Raw genomic sequence first — 26,529 nt, forward strand, 5'->3', positions numbered from 1 at the left:
GGAGAAATTAAAATGGCAATGACAAACAAGAACGTGCGAGTGGAGAATGATTTTTTGGGAGGAAAGGAATTACCTATTGAGGCATATTACGGAATTCAGACTTTACGCGCTGTTGAAAATTTCCCGATTACAGGGTATAAAATTCATGAAAGTTTAATTAGAGCGTTCGCAATTGTAAAAAAAGCAGCAGCGCTTGCGAATACAGATGTAGGAAGATTGGAATTGAACAAGGGCGGCGCGATCGCAGAAGCTGCTCAAGAAATTCTTGATGGAAAATGGCATGATCATTTCATCGTAGATCCAATCCAAGGCGGAGCGGGTACTTCAATGAACATGAATGCAAATGAAGTCATTGCCAATCGTGCGCTTGAATTATTAGGGATGGAAAAGGGAGACTATCATTATATTAGTCCAAATAGTCATGTAAACATGGCGCAATCAACAAACGATGCATTCCCAACGGCGATTCATATCGCAACGTTAAATGCATTAGAAGGCTTATTACAAACGATGGGTTATATGCATGATGTATTTGAATTAAAAGCAGAACAGTTTGACCATGTTATTAAAATGGGTCGTACACATTTACAAGATGCGGTGCCAATCCGTCTTGGACAAGAATTTAAAGCATACTCTCGCGTACTTGAACGTGATATGAAACGAATTCAACAATCGCGTCAACATTTATATGAAGTAAATATGGGGGCAACTGCAGTTGGTACAGGCTTAAATGCAGATCCAGAATACATTGAAGCAGTTGTAAAACATTTAGCTGCAATCAGTAAATTACCGCTTGTTGGTGCAGAAGATTTAGTAGATGCGACGCAAAATACGGATGCTTATACTGAAGTATCTGCAGCACTGAAAGTATGTATGATGAATATGTCTAAAATTGCAAATGACCTTCGCTTAATGGCATCAGGTCCACGTGTTGGTTTAGCAGAAATTATGTTACCAGCTCGTCAACCAGGTTCATCTATTATGCCAGGGAAAGTAAACCCTGTTATGCCAGAAGTTATTAATCAAATTGCGTTCCAAGTAATAGGTAATGATCATACAATTTGCCTTGCTTCAGAAGCAGGACAATTAGAATTAAACGTGATGGAACCAGTACTTGTTTTCAACTTACTGCAATCGATTAGCATTATGAATAACGGTTTCCGTGCCTTTACAGATAATTGCTTAAAAGGAATTGAAGCGAATGAAGATCGCTTAAAAGAGTATGTTGAGAAAAGTGTAGGAATTATTACAGCCGTGAACCCTCATATCGGTTATGAAGCAGCAGCTCGCGTTGCGAAAGAAGCAATCGCGACAGGGCAATCTGTTCGAGAACTTTGTGTGAAAAATGGTGTATTGTCACAAGAGGACTTAGAGTTAATTCTAGATCCATTCGAAATGACACACCCAGGGATTGCAGGAGCAACTCTTTTAAAGAAAAATTAAAAGAAGAGGGGGGACAAGTCCCTCCTCTTTGTTTACAATATAGGGATTTTATATGTGAATAGAGGTAGGGAGATTATAAGTAAGTAACAGTGGCGTTTAATAGTTCATAGAAACAAAATTAAGAGGAGCAGCAATATAATCAACATCACTTTTAAATAAAGAGGATTTATTAAAACATCTTATCATGTTAACAACAAGTTTACATGAATCTTTATAAATAACTATGACCAACCATGAATCAATAGTTGGCCATAATGATCTTAAAGATCCATATCTTTTAATCCGGGACTATGCTCATTTGGCATTTCAGGAAGTTCTGGTACAGGAAAACCTTTTGGCGGGTCCGTTACTGCTAATGTTCCTTTGTTTCTACTTGGTGATTCACCTTGGAATATTTCTCCCATTCTTGTTGGATCTAAGCTAAAATTAAATTGTGCGTTATGGAATCCCATGTCTACATACTTTCTGCACTCTGGGTATTTATTAATATCATAGTTCGGCACAGGGAAGAGTTTCCCCCATTCAACACCCAATGTCTCTAAAGCCTTTGCGAAAGCATTTTGATGTGCATTATCACGTACAATTAAAAATGCAAGTGTTTCTCTAAAAGTTTGATTGGAACTCATTTCATAAATTCTAGTTTTTTGAAGTACACCTGTAGATTCAAGTACTACGTTATCTAATAAATCGCTAATTAAATTCCCATGGCTATATACCCAAGATCCATTCCATGGGTTGCCAGCTGCATCAACGGGCAATGAACTTTGAGCACCTACAATAAAGTGATGAGGATTGGCATGTTTAACCGCTTCATCAAGTGGTGCTGTGTCAACACCTGCATTTCCTGGTGTAGGTTCACCAGATCCAGTTAATAGTTGATTAATTGTATGTTGTACAAGTTCTACATGGCTTATTTCTTCTAAAAAAACACCTCGAAGTAAATCACGATATTGCTTCTCTTTCCCTCTAAAATTTGAGCTTTGGAAGAAGTATTGCATCATTGTACGCATTTCGCCATAATGCCCACCTAATATTTCTTGTAAAACTTTTGCGGCAGCTGGATCTGGCTTGTCTGGCTTGATAATATTAATCAGTTCTTCTTTATAATAAAACATGAAGTACACCTCTTTTAAGTTAGTTAACATTGTTATCGTGTCCGCTATTTGGTTACTTAATACTTTAATTCATGTTTTTACCAATTATTTATTACCTCAAAATGCAAAGTTTTTGAAAATAACTATTTTAGATGTGAGATGAAAATAGGGGATAGATACTTAGCATTTAATAAAAAAAGATAAGATTACGAAATGTAATCTTATCTTTTCATTAAGAATAATGAATTGTAGCTTCAAGGCTTCAGAATGACTTTTATACAATCATCTTCACGATTATTAAAAATTTGATAACCGTAGCTCGCTTCTTCAAGGGGGATTTTGTGTGTAATAATCTCTTTTGGATCAAATTCTTTATTTGTTATTTTTTCAAATAGTTCCGGCATAAAATGAATGACAGGTGCTTGTCCCATTTTAAGATTAATATTTCTAACCCAAAATGCCCCGAGTGGAAATGCATTATAATTGCCACCATAAACGCCAGTCATTTGAACCGTTCCATATTTCCTTACGGCTTTCGTAGCGATTTGAATAGGGCCGAGAGTTCCGCCTTGTAGTTTCAATTTTTGTTCCAGAAATTCTAGAGGCGATTTTTTTCCATCCATTCCCACGCAATCAATGACTACATCGGCACCGCCATGTGTAATTTCCTTTAAATGTTCTCCCATATCTGGAAATTTTGTAAACTCAAATACCTCAACATTGTTAATCTTTTTTGCATAATTCATCCGATAATCTAAGTAATCCACTGCAATTACACGTTTAGCACCTTGCATCCAAGCGAATTTTTGTGTCATTAATCCAACAGGTCCACAACCAAGGACGATAACAGTATCACCTGGCTTAACGCCTGCGTTTATTACACTCCAATAGGCTGTTGGTAAAACATCTGATAGAAATAGTAGGGATTCATCTTCAAGTTCGCATGATTCCGGTATAACAAATGGAGTAAAATTACCAAATGGAACTTTTAAATATTCTGCTTGTCCTCCTGGATGATTACCAAATTTCTCTGTGTAACCAAAGTATCCACCAGAATCGTAATGAGGGTTTGAGTTATCACATTGACTTTCCATTTCATGTTGGCAATAGAAACAATGTCCACAAGAAACGTTGAAGGGGATGACAACACGATCGCCTTTTTTCACTTTAGTGACATCTGGCCCGACTTCTTCAACGATTCCCATTGGTTCATGGCCGATAATGTATCCTTGAGGTAAGGGCATGTTGCCTTGATATAGATGTAAATCAGAACCGCAAATAGCGGTTGAAGTAATTTTTACAATAATATCATCTTTTTTCTCTAATTTTGCATCATCCACTTGTTTAACCTGTACTTGGTTTGGTCCTTGATAGGTTACAGCTTTCATCTCATATCTCCTTTTGAATTATGTCTCAAAACATAATTTTATTTAATCTCTTGGTGAAATAGAAATCCTTCTTTTATTTACTGAAGGGAATTAGAAAGTATACATAGTGTTGTTATGAAAGTATGTTATATCAGTTATTCTTTCTTATATGTTTTGCCCTACTTTAAGAAAAAAATCAATTTTTATTCATAATCTAATTTCCATAAAAAGGATAATTATTATTTCATAATTTGTAGCATATTAAAAACATCGGAGGTGAAACAATATGGGAAAAAATAATAGTGGAAGTCGTAATGAAGTATTAGTTCGAGGCGCTGAACAAGCTCTTGATCAAATGAAATATGAAATTGCACAAGAGTTTGGTGTACAACTTGGTGCAGATACAACAGCTCGTTCAAACGGATCTGTTGGTGGTGAAATTACAAAACGTTTAGTAGCAATGGCAGAACAACAACTTGGTGGTAGAGCTAACCGCTAAGTAAATTAGCTTAAAATATAGCAAATATGTAAATCAATTTCTTTTGTGTATTCATAAAAATAAAAAACCTTATATTAAACAGATTCTCACTCAAAGATTATTGATAATCTTCTTTCATAATCTTTGAGTATTTAATTTGTAAACTACTTTCCTAAACAATAAACACGCAGTGTTGGAAAGGTGTTTTCCATGCATAGTAGAAAATCTTTTGCAGGAAAAAGCATACTTAAAAATTTGATTTCAATATTGAAATCAATATTTATTATGATATTTTCGAAAGGTAGGAATTTAAAAATGGGTATATTAAGTGGAAATCCTCAAAATGAACCTTTACATTACGGAGAAGTATTTGACATTTGGAGTTATCTTCTTGCTGCACAGGGTGCAATTGCAAGCCATCAAGTGTTTATGAATCACACAGGTGATGAAGATTTGAAGAAGTTTTTAGAAGGCTTAATTGAAAATGATATGAATTCGGAAATAGAAGAATTAAAAGCTCTTTTAAAGATTAATGGGGTCGCTTTACCGCCAGCGCCTCCAGAACGTCCAGTTGCATCTATTGAAGACATTCCTCCGGGAGCGCGTATTAATGATGTTGAAATTGCTGCAGCTGTTTCTACAGGATTAGCAGCTGGACTTGTGACATGTAGTCAAGTAATGGGAAAATGTCTTCGAGAAGATGTAGGTATGCTATTCGGACAATTTCATATGAAAAAAGCGCAGGCAGGTGTAACTCTGCTACGTTTAAGTAAGAAAAAGGGATGGGTAGTTCCACCTCCATTACATGTAAGAAATTCTGACCAAGCGTAATAAACAAAAATAAAAAAGTGGCGTTGGCCACTTTTTTATTTTTTAGGTGTATCCTCAAGCTTGGACTTATTTATTATGGAAGAATCCATATATTCATCTGATATCTCCATAGCGTATTTATCATGGTGAATATGATTATGTTCTCTTAATTCATTGTCATTACGCAGTACTAACTTCTGCATATAAATATGGAAGAAAACTTCTATTCCGCCAATAATTAAAGCAGCTAAAAATGAAGAAAATCCAATATTATGAGTAGCATCTAAATTAGTAAACAAGGATGTTAATAACCAAATTCCAAAGAAGCTTAAACCGAAATCTGCCATTGTAGCAATCGCATTTCCGTATTTAGGTAAAATGAAGAGATCTCCGATTAAATAGGCAGTTCCCGTAAGGAAAAGAGAAATTAATAATACTTTAGGAATTGAAATGCCTTGAAAGATACTGAGAATGATTAGCAATACTGCAGTTATCGCTGTGTACTTAATTAATAAAGCAACAATATGTTTCATCTTTTTTCCTCCACTATTTAAAAGTATATTGAATAAAACATTCCATTAAAAACGGGTTATGCTTTTATATAGCGTAACCCGTTTTATATTGTAATGGAGGTCTATTTATGATATCCCATGGCACGTATGTTATATTTCGTTCTCCTATACACTATTATTTTGGGCTTAAAGAGCATCAATTATACCTTTGAATTCGTGGTCGTAATTACCAATTAATTAACTATATATTTTATCATGTAATTTAACATATTAAAGAAAGAAGGAGGTGAATTAACATGTCAAACAATAACAGTGGAAGCAGCAACCAATTATTAGTACGTGGCGCTGAACAAGCTCTTGATCAAATGAAATATGAAATTGCTCAAGAATTTGGAGTGCAACTTGGTGCAGATGCAACAGCTCGTGCAAACGGATCTGTTGGTGGTGAAATTACAAAACGTCTTGTATCATTAGCTGAGCAACAACTTGGCGGTGGCGTTACTCGTTAATTTTATATACGAAATGGATATAGAGGAGAGGCATGCTGTCTCTCCTTTCTCATACATTTTTTTAGTAAATAAGCTTAGTAGCGTTAGAATTTTTTTAGATTTACAACTATAACTCGAATTTATTTGTTTAAATTTTATACTCTCGAGGTTTTAAATACATAATTAATTTTTGTGAAATAAAAGATAAGAGGTTATATTTGATGCGAAAGGGGCAGAAAAAATGAAATATGAAGCGTTATTTACAGTTGAGATTTCTGTAGGAAGTGAAAGAGTAGCAAACCATAAAATAAAGGCTCATGATGTCGTTGATGTTGTTGAAAAGCTTGCTGAGAAGTATTTAAGTAATCATGAGGGACATTCTCGAAATGAATAAAGGAGAATAGTAATATGACCTGTCATGATGTTAATAATGAAACGAAAGAAAAAAAAGATTTAAAATGGTGGCAACTCTCACTTATTGGGATTGGTTGTACGATAGGGACGGGCTTTTTTTTAGGATCTAGTATAGGAATTAAAATAGGTGGTTCTTCAATTATTCTTATTCTTATTTTAACTGGATTCACTACATATATTGTATTTGAGGCATTGGCAAAAATGGCTGTAGAAGATCCACAAAAAGGATCTTTTCGCATTTATTCAAGAAAAGCTTTTGGAAATTGGGCGGGTTTTAGTCATGGATGGACATATTGGTGTTCTGAACTGCTTATTATGGGTAGCCAGTTAAGTGCGTTAGGAATCTTTTCACGCTACTGGTTTCCTAAAATACCATTATGGATATTTGCTACTATATATGGAGTAGCGGCTATATTAATTATTTTTATAGGGGTAAAAATATTCGAACGTTTAGAGAAATGGATGGCTATTATAAAGATTGCTGCTATTATGGGGTTTATTGTAATTGCTATTTTGGTTATTTTAGGATTTATAAAGGGTGGTTTATATAAAGCACAAATTCCGCGGAATTTTAAAGATTGGTTTCCAAATGGATTAAAAGGCACATGGTCCTCTCTAATTTATGCATTTTATGCATTTGGAGGAATTGAAATTATGGGGTTAATGACAATAAGGCTTAAAGACCCTAAAGATGCAAAGAAATCAGGAAGAGTAATGTTAATGATTTTAACGATTATTTACGTAGTCTCTTTAGGGTTGGCAATTATGATGGTTCCATTAAACCAGTTTAATACGAAAGAAAGTCCTTTTGTAATAGCATTACAAGATTATAATTTGCCGTACGTGCCATTTATTTTAAATGTGGTATTAATTTTAGCGGGTTTTTCAACATTAGTTGGTTCATTATTTGCAGTGACAAGTGTATTAATGAATTTAGCTGAAGAGGGAGATGCACCTGCAATGTTTGCTAAAAAAAATAAAAAAAACATCTCTTTTCCAGCCTTAATTCTTATTATAATTGGACTTGGTGCTTCTATCCTTAGTGCTTTATTCCTACCCAAAAATATATATGAATATGTAACAACTGCAGCTGGATTAATGTTGTTATATACATGGAGTTTAATTCTTCTTTCATTTTGGAAATTAATGAATCCCAAAGGTTGGATGCAGATAAAAAGTATTATTGGTCTTATTATGATTGCATTAGCTGTTAGTGGAACATTATTGCAAAAAACAACCCGTTTCGGTTTCCTAGTGAGTTTGTTGTTTTTAGGAATAGTTATTCTTGTTACTATAATTGTTCATTTTATCTCAAGAAAAAGAAATACAACTATATGAAGTATCTTTCTTTTCACAATAGGAATAGTATGTCAGAAATAAATAATAGAAGTTATCGGAAAATAATTTGGTAAGTTTGAAAACCAAAATATAATCCATAAATAATAAGTGATACGCCAGATACTACCGTTATAAGAGACAATATACGAGCATTCAAAATTTTACGAAACATACTAGATGTACTTGCCATCGTAATATCCCATATAAAAATACCTAAAATAATCCCTAAGCTATATAACAAAAGCTGCTCTTTATTATAAGAAGAAGCGGCTTTTGCTAATATCGAGCCGAAAATGCCAAGCCAAAATAGGATTGTTAATGGATTAGATAAAGACATAAAGAAACCAGAAAAGAAGCTTTTAATAATTGAATCGTCATTTCTAGTATTACTAATGCTAATTTGATTCGCGTTTTTTAAACTTTCGATGCCTGTATAGATTAAAACAAAAGCTCCGAAAGACCATAAGAAAAGTTTTATAATATCTTTTTCAAGGAAATGAATTACACCTAAATAAATAAGTGCCATGTAGATAACATCTGCAAGTAAGGCTCCTATGCCGAGAATCCAAGCGTGAAAAAAGCCACTTCTAATACCCTTTTCTAACTGTGCAGCATTTATAGGCCCCATTGGAGCAGATAATGATAAACCCAAGAAAACATAACTTAAAAATATTCCCACGTATAACATGCTCCTCCCACTAAATTTGATCTATATTAAATCTATTCAGTGGTTAAAGTTTGTACAACTAAATAATAAAAAGCAGAGGGGATTACTTATTTTTATGCAAGTATTTTATTATTCGAGAAAATGGACACTTTGTTGGAATTGTCTCATCATCACGTAAAAAATATTGCTGCCATTCATAATTATCTTTTTGACCATAATCTTTGAGAGAAGGATGAATAGGAGCTTTATCATAAGCGGCTAGACGTTGACGTATTAAGTTTTTTAGTTTTCTACTGCGTTTCTCAGAGCTCATAATCCCCTGTAAAACCCATCTAGGGGTTAAAGCGAGCATCATACATGAAAAATGTCTACTTTGTCTATTGACATGGGCGGGTGTAGCGCAGTAAACAAAATATGATTCATTATGAAAGCAAAATTCCCAAGTGTTTTCCATAGGGTCATTTGGAATGTGTGTAGGCCATTCCATCTCGTCCAAACGGCTAGTTGTATTAAGGAGAGACCAATAAATATGTTCAAAATCTTCAACTGTAGTTTCTCGCTCTAAATCTATTGGTGTATGAATAAAAACAATAAATGAGGCATATTGACCTGTTTCTCTAGAACATTCAGTATATTCTTTAAGTAATGCAGCAAAATCCGCACTAGTACTCATATCTCTAGGATCACCAATGAATCCGTATCTGAGGTGATTGGCTGTAAAACCGTGTTGGGCTGGTATACAAGGGAAAGGTTTATTTTTATCTGTCATTTTCAATTTGAAAGAACGAAAAGCTTCTTGTTGCCAATGTGGAAGGGTAGTAAAAATTTTTTGTAAAGAGTCTTTATCATAAAGTATAGTCATCTTTTTATCCCTCCTAAGTCATAATATATAGCCTATTAATTACTTAGGAATGGGTGACTAACACAGCAAGAATAATTATTTTTCGATTTATTAAAATGAAATAATTTAATGGGTAACCCCTGCAACGAGTTACTTTAATATCTAATAATGTATAAATTTAAGTAACTATAAAATTTGAAAAAATATGTAGGTACAATGTTCACATTTATATTTTCTAACTAGTATGGTTTATAACGAAATAAGAAAGGATGTATTATGATGTGGATTTTTAAAGAAGAAAAAATTAAATTTATAGATTGTAAAGGCGAAGAAGTCATTTTGAAAATCAAAATTAAGGATATAAAAAAGTAGGGAAGAGGAATTAGGTCTATTTTATTGTGATTAACATAGAAGAATGGAAAGAAATGATAAATTAGATTGAAATGAATTCATATAGTATAGGCCCTTTTTGAATTTTTTTGCATAATGTAGAATGAATGCATATTAAGGAGGAACATCTATGTCTTATCCTAATCAATTAGCTTGGCATGAAACATTGGATTTACATGAATTAGTAGCATTCCAAGCGAATGGTTTAATTAAATTAAAAAAATCAGTTAGAAATGTACCAGATCAAGCACTTCAATCGTTATATATTAAAGCTATAAATGCTATACAAAACAATTTACAAGAGTTAGTACAGTTTTATCCATATGCTCCTGGATTTCAATCGCAACATCGTGATGACACTGGATTTTACGCTGGAGATTTGCTTGGGTTAGCAAAGACATCTGTTCGAAATTATGCAATAGCGATTACTGAAACTGCAACACCGCGACTTAGAGAAGTTTTAACCCGTCAAATAAATGGTGCTATACAATTACACGCACAGGTTTTTAATTTTATGTATGAACGTGGTTACTATCCAGCTTATGATTTAAAGCAGCTATTAAAAAATGATGTGCAGAATGTGCAAAAGGCGATACAAATGCAATATTAAAATGAAGATATGGAAATTATCTTTAGAGAAAAACTATAGTTTATATATAGGTCGAATAGTTAAGACTAAATGGTAATTTCCATTGTTAATAAATTGATTAAATTCTACTAATATAAATTCATTCTAAAATATTTAAGAAATTATACAAAGGCTGTTTTAGAATACGAGAATCTATATTTAAGAACTTGTTAGAGAATTATTTTTTAAATAGAAGTAGATGTTTGTATAATATGTGGTGATTATTGGTAAAAAAAGTTGTTATCGGGAATCTCTTGAACTAGAATTTTTAGTACAAGCTATAACGGATGTTTGTACATGTTTTAAACAGGAGAGTCATTCATTTTGAATTAACTTTGTTTAGTTTTCATTTGAAAAACAAACAAAAAATAAAAAAGTAGAAATAAAATATATAAATTCCAAACACTTGGAATTGTAGATATTCCGAAATAGATTCCTCCAGGTAATAACCAAATACTGCAAATTAAAATCAAAATATTTTCTCTTTTAACTATTGAAATGAACGCCCAAAAAGAGGGGAGTAATAACATGAAAAGAACCGTGATGAAAAAGTCTTTATTAGATAGTTGATCGCTATACGGATTAAAATATAGAAATAATAGCGAAAGTAAAAAGATACTTATAGATGAAATCAATCCTACATAAACATGTATATTGTTTTTCATAATTAAGATTCTCCCCTCAATAACAATCTACTTATAATTCTATTTTCAAAAACAAATTTTATGTAATTGTTCTATAAATAAAAAAGCAGTTAGCAAAAGCTAACTGCAGTGAGAAATTTACATCCATGAAATTAAGGAGTATAACTATCTCATGGGTTAAGTATAGTATGAACAAAAAAATTGAGCTTATACTAAAAAATTAAAAAGAGCAGTTATTGATTATGACTGCTCTTTAATGGCAAGAAATAAAGCCTAGGTAAGAAGCAGACTTTATTATATATAGTGTTTGCGAAATTTCAATTTTTATTCCAAAAGAGTAGTGCTATTCTTAGAATATAGATATTGCCTACATTCAGTTTTTTAACAGATTAAGTTTAAAAGCTTTTAAAGGATGATTTTGCATTATACTTTGATTCATTAATATAAAAATAAACAAAGTATTTCCGCGTTTAATGCATCTTTTTATCTATATATTTTCCGTAATCAGGTACAGCAATTTTATCAAATTCTTGAACGAGTGTTTTGAGGCTTGTTGATAGCAATTCACCCGACATCGGTATTCCATGTCCAGTAACAGCGGTTAGAGGCTTTAACTTTTCTAGCTTAAGAACTGACTCTTTAGCGGCTTTCCAGTTTGTTGTTAAATAGCGAGGCGGACCGCTTATTTCCTGTTCTTGAGTTATGACTTTATATAGATACTCCTGTTTCACTGTAACAAAAGCGTCCCCAGCAATTAAAGTTCGGTCTTTTTCTCGGAATAATGAAATATGCCCTGGAGTATGTCCTGGTGTATGAATCCATCTAAACTCTGGCATATGGGGAACAGTTCCATCGGTAGGTAGCGCTTTTACATTATTTCCTAAGTCAATTGGTTCGTTTGGGAACAGAGGAGACATTTTCGCTACCATACCACCTTCAACTGTAGGGTCTGGTTCTGGATAGCTTTGTTGTCCGGTCAGGAACGGTAGCTCCATTTGATGTGCATAGACGGGAACATCCCAATGCTTGATGAGTTCAATTATCCCCCCAACATGATCAAAATGACCGTGAGTTAAAATAATTGCTTTTGGGCGACTATTGGTACCAAATCGATCCTCAGCGATAGAGATAATTTCATTTGCACATTTAGGCATTCCAGCATCAACTAAAACAAAATCATTGGTATGCGGATTTCCAACAAAGCATATATTGACAATTTGAATCGTGTAACAAAATAAATCAGGTAATACTTCGATGCCGTGACCACTTTCAATTGAAGTTGCTGGAATAAACTTGTAATCACTTCCATAATTCATTTCATTGTCCAATTTTTCTCCCCCTTAAGTTATTTTCATACATATTATAGTTCCCTAATTTTAAAAATCCATTTTGGAGGATGTCGTTTTATAAATACAATTTCATTCATTTCCTTTAGTATTTCGCATTCCGTTTACTTATACATAGAGTGCATATTCAAATTTATTTCTATCGTAATTCAGAAAGTCTCTACTTGAAGTAGGCATCCACCTATGAAAAATTTATAGTATATCAACTTTGTTTCTTACTCGTTTATTACATTTACTATCACAAGTACTCTTATTAAAATGAGGAGAGAAACGTACTTGATTATAGAAAGTTTTTAATTTGAGAGGAGGAACTATCATATGGCAAAGGTACTAATGTTTAATTTTCCAGGGGAAGGACATGTGAACCCAACTCTTGCTCTTATTGAAGAATTAGTAAAAAGAGGAGAAGAAGTTGTTTACTATTGTGTAGAAGAGTATAAGGGGAAGATTGAAAAAACAGGAGCTTCGTTTCGTCCATATGAAAATTTTTTAGAAAAAGTAGACATGTTGGAAAGAATGAATGGAAAAATAAATTCCTCTGAACTATTGTTACACATGGTAAAATCCATGGACAACATAATAAAGATTATTATAGAAGAGCTGAAAGAAGAAAAGTATGATTACGTAATATATGATAATAATTTTGCAGTAGGATGGATGATAGCTGAATCATTAAATTTACCTAAAATCTCTTCATGTACAACATTTGCAGTTACGAAAAAGTTATTTAACGTATTGATGAATAATCACAATGAAGGGGACAAAAAGTCACCTCTTTATCAAGAAGTTACGCATATTCTAGAAAAGTGGCAAAAGGTATGTGGTTTTTCTATGAATCAAAAGAAAAATGTAATGACGTGTGCTGGAAATATTACTATCGTATATACCTCTAAATTTTTTCAACCTGATGTGGAGGAATTGGATGATTCTTATATCTTTGTTGGACCCTCTATTACATCACGGAAAGATGTACAAGAAGTTGTTTTTAAACAAAAGGAAGAAGAGAAACTCATTTATATCTCTATGGGAACTGTATTTAATCAACAGATGGATTTTTATTACATATGCTTTGAAACATTTAAAAATTTTCCTGCTACAATCATATTGTCCGTAGGAAAACATATCGACATCAACCAATTGAAAAATATCCCACCCAATTTCAAAGTTTATAATTATGTGCCTCAGTTAGAGGTCTTGAAACAAGCTAATCTTTTTATTACACATGGGGGAATGAATAGTTCTAGTGAAAGCTTATATTTTGGTGTTCCTATGATTGTTATACCAGTTATGGGAGATCAACCGATAGTGGCTCAAAGAATAGAAGATTTAAAAGCTGGCATACAATTAAATCTAAAAAAGCTTACTCCAGTAATATTACATCATGCAGTAATGGAGATATTATCGAATAATGTATACTTAGAAAATAGTCATAAAATCAAATGTACTTTAAAAGATGCTGGTGGATATCGTAAAGCCGCTGACACAATAGAAACATTTAAGTTAAATATGGGTATTAAATAAGATGCCCCAGTTGCAAAACAGAGCAGCTGGGGCATCTTATTATTTTCTTCCTAACTTAATTATATCATGTAATTTACGTTCGAAATAGACTGTTTCTTCTCATTTACTACTGTTACAATCAAGAACACATGAATAGTAAGGAGAGGTGCCAAATGAGTTCTTTCGTTCTCGATTTTCAGGAAATAGAAAAAACGCAGCTTTTTCTCGTTGGTGGAAAAGGATTGAATTTAGGGGAGTTATCCAATATTCAAGGGATACAAGTGCCAGAAGGATTTTGTGTTACAACGGTAGGGTATGAACAGGCCATCGGAAAAAATGGAGCATTTCAAACTTTATTGAATCAATTAACAATGCTAAAAATTGAAGACCGAGATCGAATTGGTGAAATTAGTAAGCAGATTAGAGAAGTCATTATGGCGGTGGAAATTCCAGTTGATGTAGTGGAATCAGTAGCTCATTATCTCTCGCACTTTGGCGATGAACATGCGTATGCAGTGCGGTCTAGTGCTACTGCTGAAGATTTACCGTATGCCTCGTTTGCTGGTCAACAAGATACGTATTTAAATATTATTGGAAAAGAAAACATTTTGCAGCATATAAAAAAATGCTGGGCTTCTTTATATTCAGATCGAGCAGTTATATACCGAATGCAAAACGGTTTTGATCATAATCAAGTTTCTATATGTGTTGTCGTTCAAAAAATGGTTTTCCCTGAAGCTTCAGGGATTTTATTTACTGCGGATCCAATTACTTCGAATAGGAAGGTGTTATCAATCGATGCCAGCTTTGGACTTGGCGAGGCGCTAGTATCTGGATTGGTTTCTGCCGATAATTATAAGGTAAAAGAAGACGAAATCGTCGAAAAGGTCATCGCAACGAAAAAATTAGCCATCTATGGACGAAAAGAAGGCGGAACAGAGAGAAAGAAAATTGCTCCTAATCAGCAAAAAATTCAAACACTTACTGAACAACAGATGTTACAACTAGCACGCATCGGAAGACAAATTGAAGCTTATTTTGGTTGTCCGCAAGATATTGAATGGTGCTTAGTTGATGATACAATTTATATAGTCCAAAGCAGACCGATTACGACTTTATATCCAATTCCAGAAGTAAATGATGGGAAAAATCACGTGTATATATCAGTTGGTCACCAACAAATGATGACCGATGCGATGAAACCATTAGGTTTATCTTTTTTCCTGTTAACGACTAGTGCACCTATGTGTAAAGCTGGAGGCAGGCTATTTGTTGATGCTACGCAAAGACTAGCTTCACCTGCTAGTAGAGATTACTTAATAAACACTTTAGGTAAATCGGATCCGCTCATACGAGATGCATTAACGACTGTAATTGAGCGAGAGAATTTTATTGAATTGTTATCGGATGATGAAAAAGAAAAGGATCTCAGTAAAAAAGTGCCACCTGCAAGTTCGCAACCACAACCTGAAAACGATCCGGAAATCGTTAGGAATTTAATAAAGAATAGTGAATCATCAATAGAAGAGTTAAAACGAAACATGCAAACGAAATCAGGGGTAGATGTACTTGATTTTATTTTAGAAGACATTCAGCAATTAAAGAAAGTATTATTTAACTCGCAAAGTATAGCTATCATTATGGCAGGTATGAATGCTTCATCATGGATTAATGAAAAGATGGAACAATGGTTAGGGGAAAAGAATGCAGCAGATGTACTTTCACAATCTGTACAACATAATATTACGTCAGAAATGGGGCTAGCGTTATTGGATGTCGCAGATGTGATTCGGCCGTATCCAGAAGTCATTACGTATTTACAGCATGTAGAAGATGATAGCTTTTTAGATGAATTAATTCAGTTTAAAGGCGGGGAAAAAGTTCGGGATGCAATCGGGGCGTTTCTAAGCAAATATGGAATGAGATGCAGCGGAGAAATCGACATTACGAAAACGCGCTGGAGTGAACAGCCAGCTACAATTATACCGATGATTTTGAATCATATAAGGGACTTTGAATATGGTGCTAGTAAGCGGAAGTTTGAAGAAGGGCTGCAGGAAGCTTTGAAAAAAGAAGAAGAGCTGTTAGAGCGATTGCAGCACTTGCCGGATGGGGAACAAAAAGTAGAAGAGACGAAGAGAATGATTTGTAACATCCGCAATTTCATCGGTTATCGTGAATATCCGAAATACGGCATGATTCATCGTTATTTCATATATAAGCAGGCATTACTGAAAGAAGCAGAGAAACTTGTGCAAAATAATGTTCTGGATGAAATAGAAGATATATACTATCTAACTTTTGAAGAACTTTACGAAGTCGTCCGCACAAATAAACTAAATTACAAGATTATTCATAAACAAAAAAATGCGTACAAATTATATGAAAAACTAACCCCCCCGCGTGTTATCACGTCTGATGGAGAAATCATTACAGGTAAGTACAAACGCGAAAATCTCCCAGCTGAAGCCATTGTAGGTTTGCCTGTTTCTTCTGGAGTGGTTGAGGGGAGAGCACGCGTTATTTTAAACATGGAAGACGCGAATTTGGAAGAGGGAGATATATTAGTTACGGCATTTACCGATCCTGGGTGGACACCTTTGTTTGTTTCTATAAAAGGGTTAGTCACTGAAGTCGGCGGGCTTATGACGCATGGAGCAGTGATTGCACGTGAGTATGGCCTGCCAGCAGTTGTTGGAGTAGAGAACGCTACGAAACTAATAAAAGACGGGCAACGAATTCGGGTACATGGAACAGAAGGATATATTGAAGTGTTGTAGTTGTATTTTAGATAAATAAAGAAATCGTCCACTAAATATAGTGGACGATTTCTTTATGATTTTAATAGTTTTATCAACTTTCATCAATATTTTCTGGAATATTGATGAATCAGAATGTATGTTCATCTAAAACAAAGGATTTTTTCAAAAATATTACAAATTCAGACAATGCATTGATAATTTTCTGAATTTTCTGTAATATATAAACGTTGTATCGTATTTAATATTGGGGAGGAATAGGGATGAAGAAAAAACCTTTTAAAGTGCTGTCTACGCTTGCGGCGGCAGCTGTGCTTAGTTGCACGTTTGGGTATGGGGGTCAATCTGTTTATGCGGCAACATCGTCTAATGGGGAAACTTTAAGTCCGATTGATGAAAATTTAATTCAAGAGGAGCGTTTAGCAGATGCGCTCAAGAAACGCGGTGTAATTAGTGAATCTACGTCGAAAGAAGACACATTAAAAGCTGTTGAAAAATACGTAGAGAAGAAAAAAGGAGAAAATGCGGGAAAAGAACCAGCAGCGGGGGATAGTGTTACGAGAGAAGCTGCTGACTTTTTGAAAAAAGTTAAAGATGCAAAAGCAGGTGAGAAAGAAAAAGCAGATCAACCTGCTAGTGGTCCAGTAGCGGGACAAGAGCCGGTTAAAGGGGGATTAAACGGCCAAGTACCAACTACTTCAGCGAAGCAAAAACAATATAACGGTGATGTTCGTAAAGATAAAGTTCTCGTATTGCTAGTAGAGTTTGCGGACTTTAAGCATAACAATATTGATCAAGTACCAGGTTATATGTATTCAAATGATTTTAATCCAGAACATTATCAAAAAATGTTATTTGGTAATGAGCCATTTACACTCTTTGATGGTTCAAAAGTACCAACATTTAAACAATATTATGAAGAGCAATCTGGTGGTAGTTATACAGTAGATGGCACAGTAACAAAGTGGTTGACAGTTCCTGGTAATGCGGCAGATTATGGCGCAGATGCAGGAGATGGCGGTCATGATAATATGGGACCAAAAGGACCTCGTGATTTTGTAAAAGAGGCATTAAATGCGGCTGTAGAAAGTGGTATTGATTTATCTGAATTTGACGAATACGATCAATATGACAATAATGGTGATGGCAATAAAAATGAACCAGATGGTCTGATTGATCACTTAATGGTCATTCACGCTGGAGTTGGGCAAGATGGGGGCGGTGGTAGACTAGGTGATGATGCAATTTGGTCACATCGTTGGCACCTTGGAACACCATATCCAATTGAAGGAACAAAAGCAAAAGTTGATAACTGGGGCGGTAAGATGGCAGCATACGACTACACAATTGAGCCAGAAGACGGAGCGGTTGGTGTATTCGCACATGAATTTGGTCATGATTTAGGTCTTCCAGATGAGTATGATACGAAGTACACAGGAGCAGGTGAGCCAATTAACTCCTGGTCTGTTATGAGTGGCGGTAGCTGGGCTGGTAAAATTGCAGGAACAACGCCACCGAGTTTCTCTCCACAAAACAAAGAGTTCTTTCAAAAGAACATGGGTGGAAACTGGGCCAATATTGTAGAGGTTGACTATAATAAATTAAATCGTGGTATTGGCTATGCGACGTATTTAGATCAAAGTGTAACGAAATCAAATCGTCCTGGTCTGATTCGTGTTAACTTACCAGATAAAGAGGTAAAAGGTATTCAGCCTGCATTCGGTAAGAAGTACTACTATAGTACAAAAGGTGATAACCTTCATACAACATTAGAAACGCCAGTGTTTGATTTAACAAATGCAACAAATGCGAGGTTTGATTATAAATCAATGTATGAAATTGAAACGGATTATGACTTCCTTGAAGTACATGCAGTGAAAGAAGATGGTACGAAAACGTTAGTGGATCGAATTGGTGAAAAAAATGTGAAAAATGGTCTAGACACAACAGATGGTAAATGGGTAGATAAGTCTTATGACTTAAGCAAATTCAAAGGTCAAAAAGTAAAATTAGTATTCGAATACATTACAGATGGTGGTTTAGCGCCGACCGGTTTTACTTTTGATAATGCTACATTAACTGTAGATGGAAATGTTGTGTTCTCTGATGATGCAGAAGGCGAAACGAAATTTAAATTAAATGGTTTTGTTGTAGCAGACGGTTTTGATAAGAAGAAGCATAACTACTATTTAGAGTGGAGAAACTATGCTGGTGCTGATCAAGCGTTAAAATATAGCAGTGGTGTACCATATAATACAGGTCTGCTAGTATGGTATGCAGACTCTAGCTTTACAGATAATTGGGTTGGTTTACATCCAGGTGAAGGTTTCTTAGGAGTTGTTGACTCTCACCCAGAGGCAATTGTTGGAACACTAAACGGCAAACCAACTGTTAAAAATAGTACACGATTCCAAATCGCAGATGCTGCGTTCTCCCTTAACCAAACGCCAGCATGGAAAGTCGTATCTCCAACACGCGGAACATATGATTACAAAGGATTACCAGGTGTAACGAAGTTTGATGACTCTAAATTGTATATAAATGATTTAATCCCAGATGCAGGACGTAAATTACCAAAATTCGGATTGAAATTTGAAGTAGTTGGACAAGCAGATGATAATTCTGCAGGTGCAGTTCGTTTATATCGTTAATAATGTAGAAGCTGTTGAAGGGGAAGTCCTTTCAACAGCTTTTTTACAGAAACATAAATTTCAAGTTATTAATAAAATAATAGAAATTACTAAGCAAGCGGGCTTATTTCTTTAAGCCAGCAGCATAAAAAGGTCCATGAACTGCGATTGTTGATAAAAAGCGAGCAATCTCCTCAGGTGTTTCTTTTTGTCCATTATTTAACCATTGTTGGATGACACCTATATGTGCAGATGCCATATAAGAAGTTAAATATTCGCTTGGAACAAGTAAATTCTCCTTATTAATGAGAGGACCATTCGTATCTTCAAATAATGTTTTCCACATAAAGTCTTTCAGTTTTGTTTGGAAAGATAAATCTCCTTTCGGACTTAGTACAGCTCTCATAAAATCACTATTTTCATTTAGAAATTCAAGAATAGAAGTGATAAGTATAAATGGCATTGTTGGAGAAGGATTTGATCCAAGGTCAGCAATAACTTCCGGGAATTTCTGTTTAGCAATGCTAGAAAACTCGTACATAATGTCTTCTTGGCATTTTGTCATTAAATCAAATTTATCTTGATAGTGCGCATAGAAAGTACCGCGATTAATGTTTGCTTTCGTTGTAATATCTTTCACTGTAATGGCGTCAAAACCTTTTTCTTCAATTAGCTCCACCAATGCATTTCGTATGGCAGTTTTCGTACGAACAACACGCAAATCTAAATTATTATCGCGCAAAGCATATCCCTCCTTAATTTTACTCAACACATTTGGAAAATGTGTCTTATAACCAACACATTCACGATTTTTGATTATTGTATAAGGTTCAACTCGAACATATAATTCAAAATATAAATAAACAACACGTTGTTGGTTATTATAGATCAAATTAAGGGAGGAGAAAAGAAAATGTTTAAAAATAAACTTTTATTTTTATCACCAGTTATTGCACTACTTGTTGTTTTTATTTTTTCATTAACGCTATTTCCAACTGTTCAACCGCAGCCGAAAAACTTGCCAATTGCAATTGTAAATGAGGATCAAGGTGTAGAAATTCCAAATCAACCGAAAATGAATATGGGGCAAACGATCGTTGATAACATGAAAAAAACAGCGAAATCAGAGGAAGAACCCGCAGTAAAGTGGGTAGAAGTAAAAAATAAAGAAGCCGTTCAAAAGGGATTAAACAATAAAGAGTATTACGCGGCATTAGTCATCCCGAAAGAATTTAGCGCAAAACAAGCGTCGTTACGAACACCACAGCCATCTTCACCTGAGATAGAAATATATATTAATCAAGGAATGAATACGGCTGCATCAACTATGGCAGGGCAAATATTACAGGCGATTGTTGATAATATGAACAATACTGTTCGTACACAAATATTAGAAGGGTTGAAAGCAAAAGGAGCTACTGTAACAACAAATCAAGCTGAGAAATTAGTAACACCTATTGTAAAGAACGTGAAAAATGTGAATGAGGTCGGCAAAAATAGTGCGAACGGTAACTCACCAATATCATTATTCCAGCCGTTATGGATTGCAAGTTTAGCTAGTGCAGCGATTATTTTTATTGCGATTAGTAAAATGCCAGTAAGCTCAAGAAAAGAAAACTTTCTGTTAAAAGTAAAACAAATCGTAACAGGAGCTATTGCGACACTTGTAATTGGGTTTGGTCTTACATGGATTGCAGATGGGATGGTAGGGTTAAATATTTCGAACTTCACGGATACAGCTCTATTCTTATCCATTACTTCTTTTAGTTTCTTCTTAATGATATCTGCAGTACTATCATTAGTTGGGCTAAAAGGAATCGGTTTATTCGCTTTATTACTATTCTTCGGGGCACCGTTATTATCATTAGCACCTGAGATGTTGTCTCCGTTTTATCAAGACTGGGTTTACTCATGGTTACCAATGAAATTTATGATTGAAGGCCTAAGAGAAATCTTCTTCTTCGGAAAAGGGTTAAGCTGGAATACACCTGTTACTGTACTCGTTTGGATTGGTATAGTAAGTATGGTTACTATATTAGCAACTGCACTCAAACGTAGTGTAGTAAAAGGGCATAAAACAGAATTGAACGCTTAAAAACAAGCCGTTTCACTAATTAGTGAAACGGCTTGTTTGTGATTTTTTCTCAATGTAAATGCCTGATTGTTGAAAAGTGTAGTGTTTAAAATTAAGGCGAAATCTTTAAAGATTGCGTACGTTCCAAACAATCTCACCACGTTCATCATCCCACGTACTGTGATGCCGCTTAAATCCTATCTTTTCTAGTACCCGGAGGGAAGCGATATTCCAAGCACCTACAGTCGACCAAAGTCTTTGGCGCCCAGTAGCAATCGCCGCGTCCAGTACAACAGATGCGGCCTCAGTCGCATAACCTTTACCATGAGCGCTGCGGAACAACTCGTATGCAATCTCCGGCTCTTCAAGTGTGGAACGACCGATAATTAAGCCACAGTACCCAATGAAATCGCCTTCGTCTCTCCTTCGAATAGTGAGAAGGGAAATACCATTTTCGTCTGCCTTCTTGCGCATCTCAATAAGCCGGTTACGAACGGAATCAACGGCTGGAATGTCCACGCCACGTTCGCCAATTAATTTGCTCAGCCAAACGGAATCGGATTCCTCCCACATACTAAGCTCAAGTCTTTCGGTTTTCAGCTGGAAGGCCATAGTTTTAAATAAAGATGGCATAGTGGTACCTCCTAGTTATATGACTGGATTCATAATAGCTTCGCATCTCAACACCACATCTGGTTGGAAACCTGATTCATTCGCGAATTTATAGCAACAGCGTACAAAAAAATAGTGATATTTTATCCGCTATTTGCCGTGTAGTAAAATCCCCACTGATTATAGTTTCACTTTATGAATAAGCAATTCCTTTACAAAATAGACCCTTTTCTCAAACTTTTCTTTCAATCTAAAGCCGTCCCGTTATATACACAGGCTCCTACTATTTCTAAATGCATAAAATGTTAAGCGAAAGTATGGGGGGATATGATGTATAATTCGAATTATTATGATTGGTATAGGCAGAATGATAAGTTAATTAGTGATATTGAAAAAGCTATTAATGGAGAGTATAGCGCTATAAGCTGCTATGCAAAATTAGCGAATATGGCTCCAAATCAAGTAGAACAAAAACAAATTCTTGAAATTCGTAATGATGAAATAAAGCATTTCCACAACTTTGTACAAATTTATACGAACTTAACTGGTAGGCAGCCAAAACCACAAATTACTGAAGACTGCCCAAATACGTATTTACAAGGATTAGAGTTCGCTATACAAGATGAACAAAAAACAGTAGATTTTTATTTGGAAATTTCAGATGAGACATCGGATGTACATTTGAAAGAGTTGTTACGGAGAATAGCTGCGGATGAACAAAATCATGCAGTATGGTTTTTATATTACTTTGTAAAGTCGAAGTGAGCATTAAGAATGAACGAATGATGTGGTGCATATATTAAAAAATATTTTAAAACGTAGTCCAACAATTGAATGAAATATTTAAATGTAAGCAGAAGGAAACCGTTTCGCTAGTCGTGGAGCGGTTTTTTTATGATGTACATATGTATCGACAAAATATAGTAATTACATTTGATATATAATGTATGAAACGAAAATGAATAAGTTAGGAGCAAGCATATGAAAAGAGGGATTACAGTAGATATTCTAGATGGATATGATAATTTACTTTGGAAAGTATTAAAGCCAATTGATATTACTGTATTTGATTGGCGAGTGAGGGATGAGGAGTCCTACTTAATAGCACGTGGTGAATTGGATGAGGCATTATTTCCAGAAGAACCAAGTGTAGTGGAAGGGTTAGCGTTGAAAAAGTTAGTTAAAGACAACATATATTATCTTATTTTTGCAGATTTAAAAGCATATCCTAAAGGAGAAAAAGCGATAGATATTGAAACATATGAAGAGTTTAAGGAAAGTAAGTGTGAGCTAATCGTATTAGCAGTGGATGCTCAATACATACAAATTTATGTGAAAGATCAAAAAGCGATTGAATTAATGTATGAAAACGCACGGAAACAAGGATTTTATGTGAAATATGTTACAGACGAAAACGACGGTAGAACGCGTTTGTCAGTATGGTAGCAATTTGAAAGGGGAAAGGCAATATGGAGAGAAATATAAGTAAAGAATATGCAATTCGAATTGCTACTGAAAATGAAAGTGATAGTATTATCCTTTTATTAAAAGAGGTAGCACAATGGCTACAATATAAAGAAGTGGATCAGTGGCAGTATCTTTTAGGAGAGGAAGCTACGGCTGAAATACTAGAATGTATAAGAGAGAAATATACATATGCTGTTCTGAAAGAAGATGAAATAGTTGGTACGGTTACAGTTTCTCCTAAACAAAATGAATGGGATGAACATATTTTTGGTAAAGAGGAAGTTTCTAATTCATTATATATTCATAGATTTGCGGTGAAACGGAAGTATAAGGGAAATGGAATAGGAGAATGGATTTTACGGTGGGTAGAAGAGAATGTGCAATGTGATAAAGAATATTTGAAGTTAGATTGCGTGGGGCATAATCGTACGTTGAATGATTTTTATAAGAAAAATAGTTTTGAATATGTTGGAAGTACGGATGGGCTTAGTAAGTTTCAAAAGAAAAGGAGAATGTGAATGCATCCAATTAACGTAAGTTTAGTTGAAAAGTTAATACAGGAACAGTTTCCTGAATGGGCCCATTTAGAAGTGAAACCTGTAAAGTTTAGTGGGCATGATAATAGGACGTTTCACTTAGGGGATGAGATGAGTGTAAGATTGCCAAGTGATGTGGCATATGCACCGCAAGTAGAGAAAGAAAATAGTTGGCTTCCTATATTAAATAAGGGGCTTTCTTTACCGATTTCTACCCCACTTGCGAAAGGAAATCCGTCTGAAGCGTATCCATTGCCTTGGTCTATTAATAAGTGGATAGAGGGAGAAACAGTTACGAAACAAAACGTTCGGGATTTAAATGAATTTGCGGCGGACTTAGGATCTTTTTTAGTAGAATTGCAATCTATTAATGCGAGTAACGGACCTTTAGCTGGAACACATAATTTTTACCGAGGCGGACTTATATCTGTATATGATGAAGAGGCGAGAGTTGCTATTGAAAATAATAAGGATGTTTTTGACGAGGCATTATTAAAACACCTTTGGAATGTAGCACTTAGTTCAACATGGGATCGTAAGCCAGTTTGGGTTCATGGAGATGTAGCGCCAGGGAATTTACTGGTTAAAGATGGAAAGCTTTGTGCTGTAATTGATTTTGGTATTTTAGGTGTAGGAGATCCTGCTTGTGATGCAGCGATGGCGTGGACGTTTTTTGATGAAAATAGTAGAAATGTATTTAAAGAAGTATTACGCATGGATGAAGAAACGTGGAATAGAGCGAGAGGATGGGCACTTTGGAAGGCGTTAATTACATATGATGCGAATAGGGATAGTAATGAAAAAGTAGCAGAAGAATCGTATCGTTTCATTCAAGTGATTGTGGATGATTATGAGAGGTAATAGAACAGCCTATTTTAAAATAGGCTTTTTCATATGATTAAATAGTAGAAATGGAAAGAAGGAATCTAATATAATTATACAGAATATTTAGATAATAGGAGGTGTCGAATTTTGAGTGAAATTGAATTAAAGAGTAATGTAATTAAGACAGGGCGAGAGAAGGGGATTATTCTTCGGTTTATACTTGCTAGTCTTGTTGGAGTGTTTATGTTTTTCGTTCCTGTTACGATAAACGGTGCATCGTCTATTATGATTGATCATATCGTATCGTGGATTAGGGCTTTGGTTCCTGGCATAGTACCTTATTATGCATTATTTGTTATGGCAATTGGTGCGATTTATCCATTTTATACGAAGAAATGGAATGCATCTATCGTAGACATTTGTTTTTCTATTTTAAAAGTAGTTGGCGTTGTTTTTGGCATATTATATTGTTTAAAAGTAGGACCAGATTGGTTCTTTGCGCCAGATATTGGGCCGTTTTTGTATGAGAAGCTAGTCATATCAGTAAGTTTGCTCGTTCCAATTGGCTCGGCGTTTTTAGCGTTATTAGTCGGATATGGATTGCTTGAATTTATCGGTACATTTTGTCGTCCGATTATGAGGCCATTATGGAATACGCCGGGGAGATCGGCAATCGATGCAGTTGCGTCTTTCGTTGGAAGTTATTCGCTTGCTCTCCTTATTACGAATCGCGTGTATAAAGAAGGAAAGTATACGACAAAAGAAGCGGCGATTATCGCTACAGGATTTTCTACAGTATCCGCTACATTTATGATCATCATCGCAAAAACATTAGATATTATGCATTTATGGAATGTTTATTTTTGGACTACACTTGTTGTAACATTCATCGTGACTGCTATCACTGTAAGAATCCCGCCCCTTAGTAGAAAACCAGATACATATGTAACAGAAGAAGGGTTCCCAGAGCCTGTTTATAAAGAGAAAATGTTAGAACGTGCTTGGGAAGATGCGTTAGAAGTATCAAAGTCTGCACCGAGCATTATGAAAAATATTGCAATGAATTTAAAAGACGGATTTATTATGACAATGGGAATTTTACCATCCATTATGTCAGTAGGATTAATTGGTATCGTCTTAGCGAAGTTTACGCCAATATTTGATTGGATCAGTTATATTTTCTATCCGTTTACATGGCTATTACAATTACCGGAAGCAGACTTAGCTGCTAAAGCTGCATCAGTTGGTATTGCAGAAATGTTTTTACCGTCATTATTAGTAGTAAGTGCACCACTTGTGACAAAGTTTGTCATTGCAGTTGTTTCCGTATCATCTATTTTGTTTTTCTCCGCTTCCATTCCTTGTATATTATCAACAGATATTCCGTTAAAAGTATCTGAACTCATTATTTTATATGTGCAGAGAACGATTTTAACGTTGCTTATTATTACGCCGATTGCTTATTTGTTGCTTTGAACTATAATGTAAGTTCTAAATATATGGCGTTTACTAAATTGTGTAAATGAATATTTATCGTAAAATCGTAGGTAGTGCAAAATTATAAGTGCGATGCTTGAATAAAGGCATCGCATTTTTTATTTTTAGATGTACTATATGTTTATGGTGTTAATTTATTTTTATGTATATATTAATAAAGTGTTTTTAA

24 protein-coding genes are annotated in these 26,529 nt (G+C 34.7%); 16 read left to right on the plus strand and 8 right to left on the minus strand.

The features are described from left to right. The first annotated feature begins 12 nt into the window (after positions 1-12). Positions 13-1,443 (plus strand): aspartate ammonia-lyase, encoded by a 1,431-nt coding sequence (gene aspA, locus ACTFP3_RS11390; protein ID WP_103597424.1) that lies wholly within the window; start codon positions 13-15, stop codon positions 1,441-1,443. Positions 1,444-1,703: 260 nt separating this feature from the next. Here the strand turns inward: aspA and ACTFP3_RS11395 are convergent, their stop codons facing one another. Both ACTFP3_RS11395 and ACTFP3_RS11400 read right to left on the minus strand, forming a co-directional pair. Next, on the minus strand, positions 1,704-2,558 hold the full coding sequence (locus ACTFP3_RS11395) for a manganese catalase family protein (RefSeq protein WP_000500358.1): 855 nt from the start codon (positions 2,556-2,558) through the stop codon (positions 1,704-1,706). Between the two features lie 233 nt (positions 2,559-2,791). Then, positions 2,792-3,925 carry a zinc-dependent alcohol dehydrogenase gene (locus tag ACTFP3_RS11400; RefSeq protein ID WP_000649085.1) on the minus strand — a complete coding sequence of 378 codons (1,134 nt, stop codon included), beginning with the start codon at positions 3,923-3,925 and terminating at the stop codon, positions 2,792-2,794. Positions 3,926-4,190: 265 nt separating this feature from the next. Between ACTFP3_RS11400 and sasP the strand changes: the two genes are divergently transcribed. Together sasP and ACTFP3_RS11410 are read left to right on the plus strand one after the other, a co-directional pair. After that, positions 4,191-4,403, plus strand: a complete 213-nt coding sequence (gene sasP / locus ACTFP3_RS11405) for a small acid-soluble spore protein, SasP family (protein WP_000517671.1) — start codon at positions 4,191-4,193, stop codon at positions 4,401-4,403. Positions 4,404-4,697: 294 nt separating this feature from the next. Continuing rightward, positions 4,698-5,213, plus strand: coding sequence for a DUF3231 family protein (locus tag ACTFP3_RS11410; protein WP_001986359.1), 516 nt, complete (start codon positions 4,698-4,700; stop codon positions 5,211-5,213). 35 nt (positions 5,214-5,248) lie between these two features. Here ACTFP3_RS11410 and ACTFP3_RS11415 read toward each other — a convergent pair whose 3' ends face one another. Further along, on the minus strand, positions 5,249-5,725 hold the full coding sequence (locus ACTFP3_RS11415; protein ID WP_326036680.1) for a YndM family protein: 477 nt from the start codon (positions 5,723-5,725) through the stop codon (positions 5,249-5,251). 275 nt (positions 5,726-6,000) lie between these two features. Between ACTFP3_RS11415 and ACTFP3_RS11420 the strand changes: the two genes are divergently transcribed. The 3 genes from ACTFP3_RS11420 (at position 6,001) to ACTFP3_RS11430 (ending at position 7,944) form a co-directional block, all read left to right on the plus strand. Continuing rightward, positions 6,001-6,213 carry an alpha/beta-type small acid-soluble spore protein gene (locus ACTFP3_RS11420; RefSeq protein WP_000069660.1) on the plus strand — a complete coding sequence of 71 codons (213 nt, stop codon included), beginning with the start codon at positions 6,001-6,003 and terminating at the stop codon, positions 6,211-6,213. A gap of 220 nt (positions 6,214-6,433) precedes the next feature. Next, on the plus strand, positions 6,434-6,586 hold the full coding sequence (locus ACTFP3_RS11425) for a hypothetical protein (protein ID WP_006920787.1): 153 nt from the start codon (positions 6,434-6,436) through the stop codon (positions 6,584-6,586). Between the two features lie 14 nt (positions 6,587-6,600). Then, complete coding sequence (locus ACTFP3_RS11430) at positions 6,601-7,944, plus strand: amino acid permease (protein ID WP_242284651.1); 1,344 nt, start codon at positions 6,601-6,603, stop codon at positions 7,942-7,944. 52 nt (positions 7,945-7,996) lie between these two features. On the opposite strand, the gene ACTFP3_RS11435 is transcribed toward ACTFP3_RS11430, so the two are convergent. Both ACTFP3_RS11435 and ACTFP3_RS11440 read right to left on the minus strand, forming a co-directional pair. Next, positions 7,997-8,623: a LysE family transporter gene (locus ACTFP3_RS11435; RefSeq protein WP_033692229.1), complete on the minus strand. Its 627-nt coding sequence runs from the start codon at positions 8,621-8,623 to the stop codon at positions 7,997-7,999. Positions 8,624-8,714: 91 nt separating this feature from the next. Then, entirely contained in the window at positions 8,715-9,473 is a 759-nt protein-coding gene (locus ACTFP3_RS11440) for a YqcI/YcgG family protein (protein WP_242284648.1), read from the minus strand. A gap of 499 nt (positions 9,474-9,972) precedes the next feature. Here ACTFP3_RS11440 and cotF point away from each other — a divergent pair, with 499 nt between their 5' ends. Further along, positions 9,973-10,452 carry a spore coat protein CotF gene (gene cotF / locus ACTFP3_RS11445; protein ID WP_065484273.1) on the plus strand — a complete coding sequence of 160 codons (480 nt, stop codon included), beginning with the start codon at positions 9,973-9,975 and terminating at the stop codon, positions 10,450-10,452. A 1,132-nt stretch (positions 10,453-11,584) separates the two neighbouring features. On the opposite strand, the gene ACTFP3_RS11450 is transcribed toward cotF, so the two are convergent. Beyond that, entirely contained in the window at positions 11,585-12,442 is an 858-nt protein-coding gene (locus ACTFP3_RS11450) for an MBL fold metallo-hydrolase (protein ID WP_006920795.1), read from the minus strand. Between the two features lie 336 nt (positions 12,443-12,778). Between ACTFP3_RS11450 and ACTFP3_RS11455 the strand changes: the two genes are divergently transcribed. The 3 genes from ACTFP3_RS11455 to ACTFP3_RS11465 all read left to right on the plus strand — a co-directional run bounded on the left by ACTFP3_RS11455 (position 12,779) and on the right by ACTFP3_RS11465 (position 19,370). Further along, entirely contained in the window at positions 12,779-13,981 is a 1,203-nt protein-coding gene (locus tag ACTFP3_RS11455; RefSeq protein WP_326036678.1) for a macrolide family glycosyltransferase, read from the plus strand. Between the two features lie 152 nt (positions 13,982-14,133). Continuing rightward, positions 14,134-16,740 carry a phosphoenolpyruvate synthase gene (ppsA, locus tag ACTFP3_RS11460; RefSeq protein ID WP_440010495.1) on the plus strand — a complete coding sequence of 869 codons (2,607 nt, stop codon included), beginning with the start codon at positions 14,134-14,136 and terminating at the stop codon, positions 16,738-16,740. 242 nt (positions 16,741-16,982) lie between these two features. Continuing rightward, positions 16,983-19,370 (plus strand): immune inhibitor A domain-containing protein, encoded by a 2,388-nt coding sequence (locus ACTFP3_RS11465; protein WP_440010498.1) that lies wholly within the window; start codon positions 16,983-16,985, stop codon positions 19,368-19,370. A 103-nt stretch (positions 19,371-19,473) separates the two neighbouring features. On the opposite strand, the gene ACTFP3_RS11470 is transcribed toward ACTFP3_RS11465, so the two are convergent. Next, positions 19,474-20,091, minus strand: coding sequence for a TetR/AcrR family transcriptional regulator (locus tag ACTFP3_RS11470; RefSeq protein WP_001205505.1), 618 nt, complete (start codon positions 20,089-20,091; stop codon positions 19,474-19,476). Positions 20,092-20,262: 171 nt separating this feature from the next. Here ACTFP3_RS11470 and ACTFP3_RS11475 point away from each other — a divergent pair, with 171 nt between their 5' ends. Continuing rightward, entirely contained in the window at positions 20,263-21,444 is a 1,182-nt protein-coding gene (locus ACTFP3_RS11475; protein WP_000475844.1) for a YhgE/Pip domain-containing protein, read from the plus strand. Positions 21,445-21,549: 105 nt separating this feature from the next. On the opposite strand, the gene ACTFP3_RS11480 is transcribed toward ACTFP3_RS11475, so the two are convergent. Further along, complete coding sequence (locus ACTFP3_RS11480; protein WP_088363684.1) at positions 21,550-22,056, minus strand: GNAT family N-acetyltransferase; 507 nt, start codon at positions 22,054-22,056, stop codon at positions 21,550-21,552. A 309-nt stretch (positions 22,057-22,365) separates the two neighbouring features. Between ACTFP3_RS11480 and ACTFP3_RS11485 the strand changes: the two genes are divergently transcribed. The 5 genes from ACTFP3_RS11485 (at position 22,366) to ACTFP3_RS11505 (ending at position 26,339) form a co-directional block, all read left to right on the plus strand. Beyond that, positions 22,366-22,800 (plus strand): ferritin-like domain-containing protein, encoded by a 435-nt coding sequence (locus tag ACTFP3_RS11485; protein ID WP_000282831.1) that lies wholly within the window; start codon positions 22,366-22,368, stop codon positions 22,798-22,800. Between the two features lie 216 nt (positions 22,801-23,016). Continuing rightward, positions 23,017-23,481, plus strand: coding sequence for a DUF2691 family protein (locus ACTFP3_RS11490; RefSeq protein WP_006916820.1), 465 nt, complete (start codon positions 23,017-23,019; stop codon positions 23,479-23,481). A 23-nt stretch (positions 23,482-23,504) separates the two neighbouring features. After that, a complete protein-coding gene (locus tag ACTFP3_RS11495; protein ID WP_153595720.1) occupies positions 23,505-24,020 on the plus strand; it encodes a GNAT family N-acetyltransferase in 516 nt (171 codons plus the stop codon). Beyond that, on the plus strand, positions 24,021-24,899 hold the full coding sequence (locus ACTFP3_RS11500; protein WP_086384926.1) for an aminoglycoside phosphotransferase family protein: 879 nt from the start codon (positions 24,021-24,023) through the stop codon (positions 24,897-24,899). 111 nt (positions 24,900-25,010) lie between these two features. Then, positions 25,011-26,339: a YjiH family protein gene (locus tag ACTFP3_RS11505; RefSeq protein WP_284996427.1), complete on the plus strand. Its 1,329-nt coding sequence runs from the start codon at positions 25,011-25,013 to the stop codon at positions 26,337-26,339. The last annotated feature ends 190 nt before the right edge of the window (positions 26,340-26,529 follow it).

Origin of the sequence: Bacillus cereus group sp. MYBK5-2, from assembly GCF_051915685.1 — a bacterium.
Classification (GTDB): Bacteria; Bacillota; Bacilli; order Bacillales; family Bacillaceae_G; genus Bacillus_A; species Bacillus_A cereus.

Excerpts from the sequence above, each read along its gene's own strand:
- ACTFP3_RS11465 (WP_440010498.1), top strand. The coding sequence starts at position 16,983 with ATGAAGAAAAAACCTTTTAAAGTGCTGTCTACGCTTGCGGCGGCAGCT.
- ACTFP3_RS11500 (WP_086384926.1), top strand. The coding sequence starts at position 24,021 with ATGCATCCAATTAACGTAAGTTTAGTTGAAAAGTTAATACAGGAACAG.
- ACTFP3_RS11425 (WP_006920787.1), top strand. The coding sequence starts at position 6,434 with ATGAAATATGAAGCGTTATTTACAGTTGAGATTTCTGTAGGAAGTGAA.
- ACTFP3_RS11480 (WP_088363684.1), bottom strand. The coding sequence starts at position 22,056 with ATGCCATCTTTATTTAAAACTATGGCCTTCCAGCTGAAAACCGAAAGA.
- ACTFP3_RS11440 (WP_242284648.1), bottom strand. The coding sequence starts at position 9,473 with ATGACTATACTTTATGATAAAGACTCTTTACAAAAAATTTTTACTACC.
- ACTFP3_RS11400 (WP_000649085.1), bottom strand. The coding sequence starts at position 3,925 with ATGAAAGCTGTAACCTATCAAGGACCAAACCAAGTACAGGTTAAACAA.
- cotF (WP_065484273.1), top strand. The coding sequence starts at position 9,973 with ATGTCTTATCCTAATCAATTAGCTTGGCATGAAACATTGGATTTACAT.
- ACTFP3_RS11430 (WP_242284651.1), top strand. The coding sequence starts at position 6,601 with ATGACCTGTCATGATGTTAATAATGAAACGAAAGAAAAAAAAGATTTA.
- ACTFP3_RS11485 (WP_000282831.1), top strand. The coding sequence starts at position 22,366 with ATGTATAATTCGAATTATTATGATTGGTATAGGCAGAATGATAAGTTA.
- ACTFP3_RS11475 (WP_000475844.1), top strand. The coding sequence starts at position 20,263 with ATGTTTAAAAATAAACTTTTATTTTTATCACCAGTTATTGCACTACTT.
- sasP (WP_000517671.1), top strand. The coding sequence starts at position 4,191 with ATGGGAAAAAATAATAGTGGAAGTCGTAATGAAGTATTAGTTCGAGGC.
- aspA (WP_103597424.1), top strand. The coding sequence starts at position 13 with ATGGCAATGACAAACAAGAACGTGCGAGTGGAGAATGATTTTTTGGGA.
- ppsA (WP_440010495.1), top strand. The coding sequence starts at position 14,134 with ATGAGTTCTTTCGTTCTCGATTTTCAGGAAATAGAAAAAACGCAGCTT.
- ACTFP3_RS11495 (WP_153595720.1), top strand. The coding sequence starts at position 23,505 with ATGGAGAGAAATATAAGTAAAGAATATGCAATTCGAATTGCTACTGAA.
- ACTFP3_RS11455 (WP_326036678.1), top strand. The coding sequence starts at position 12,779 with ATGGCAAAGGTACTAATGTTTAATTTTCCAGGGGAAGGACATGTGAAC.
- ACTFP3_RS11420 (WP_000069660.1), top strand. The coding sequence starts at position 6,001 with ATGTCAAACAATAACAGTGGAAGCAGCAACCAATTATTAGTACGTGGC.
- ACTFP3_RS11490 (WP_006916820.1), top strand. The coding sequence starts at position 23,017 with ATGAAAAGAGGGATTACAGTAGATATTCTAGATGGATATGATAATTTA.
- ACTFP3_RS11410 (WP_001986359.1), top strand. The coding sequence starts at position 4,698 with ATGGGTATATTAAGTGGAAATCCTCAAAATGAACCTTTACATTACGGA.
- ACTFP3_RS11395 (WP_000500358.1), bottom strand. The coding sequence starts at position 2,558 with ATGTTTTATTATAAAGAAGAACTGATTAATATTATCAAGCCAGACAAG.
- ACTFP3_RS11415 (WP_326036680.1), bottom strand. The coding sequence starts at position 5,725 with ATGAAACATATTGTTGCTTTATTAATTAAGTACACAGCGATAACTGCA.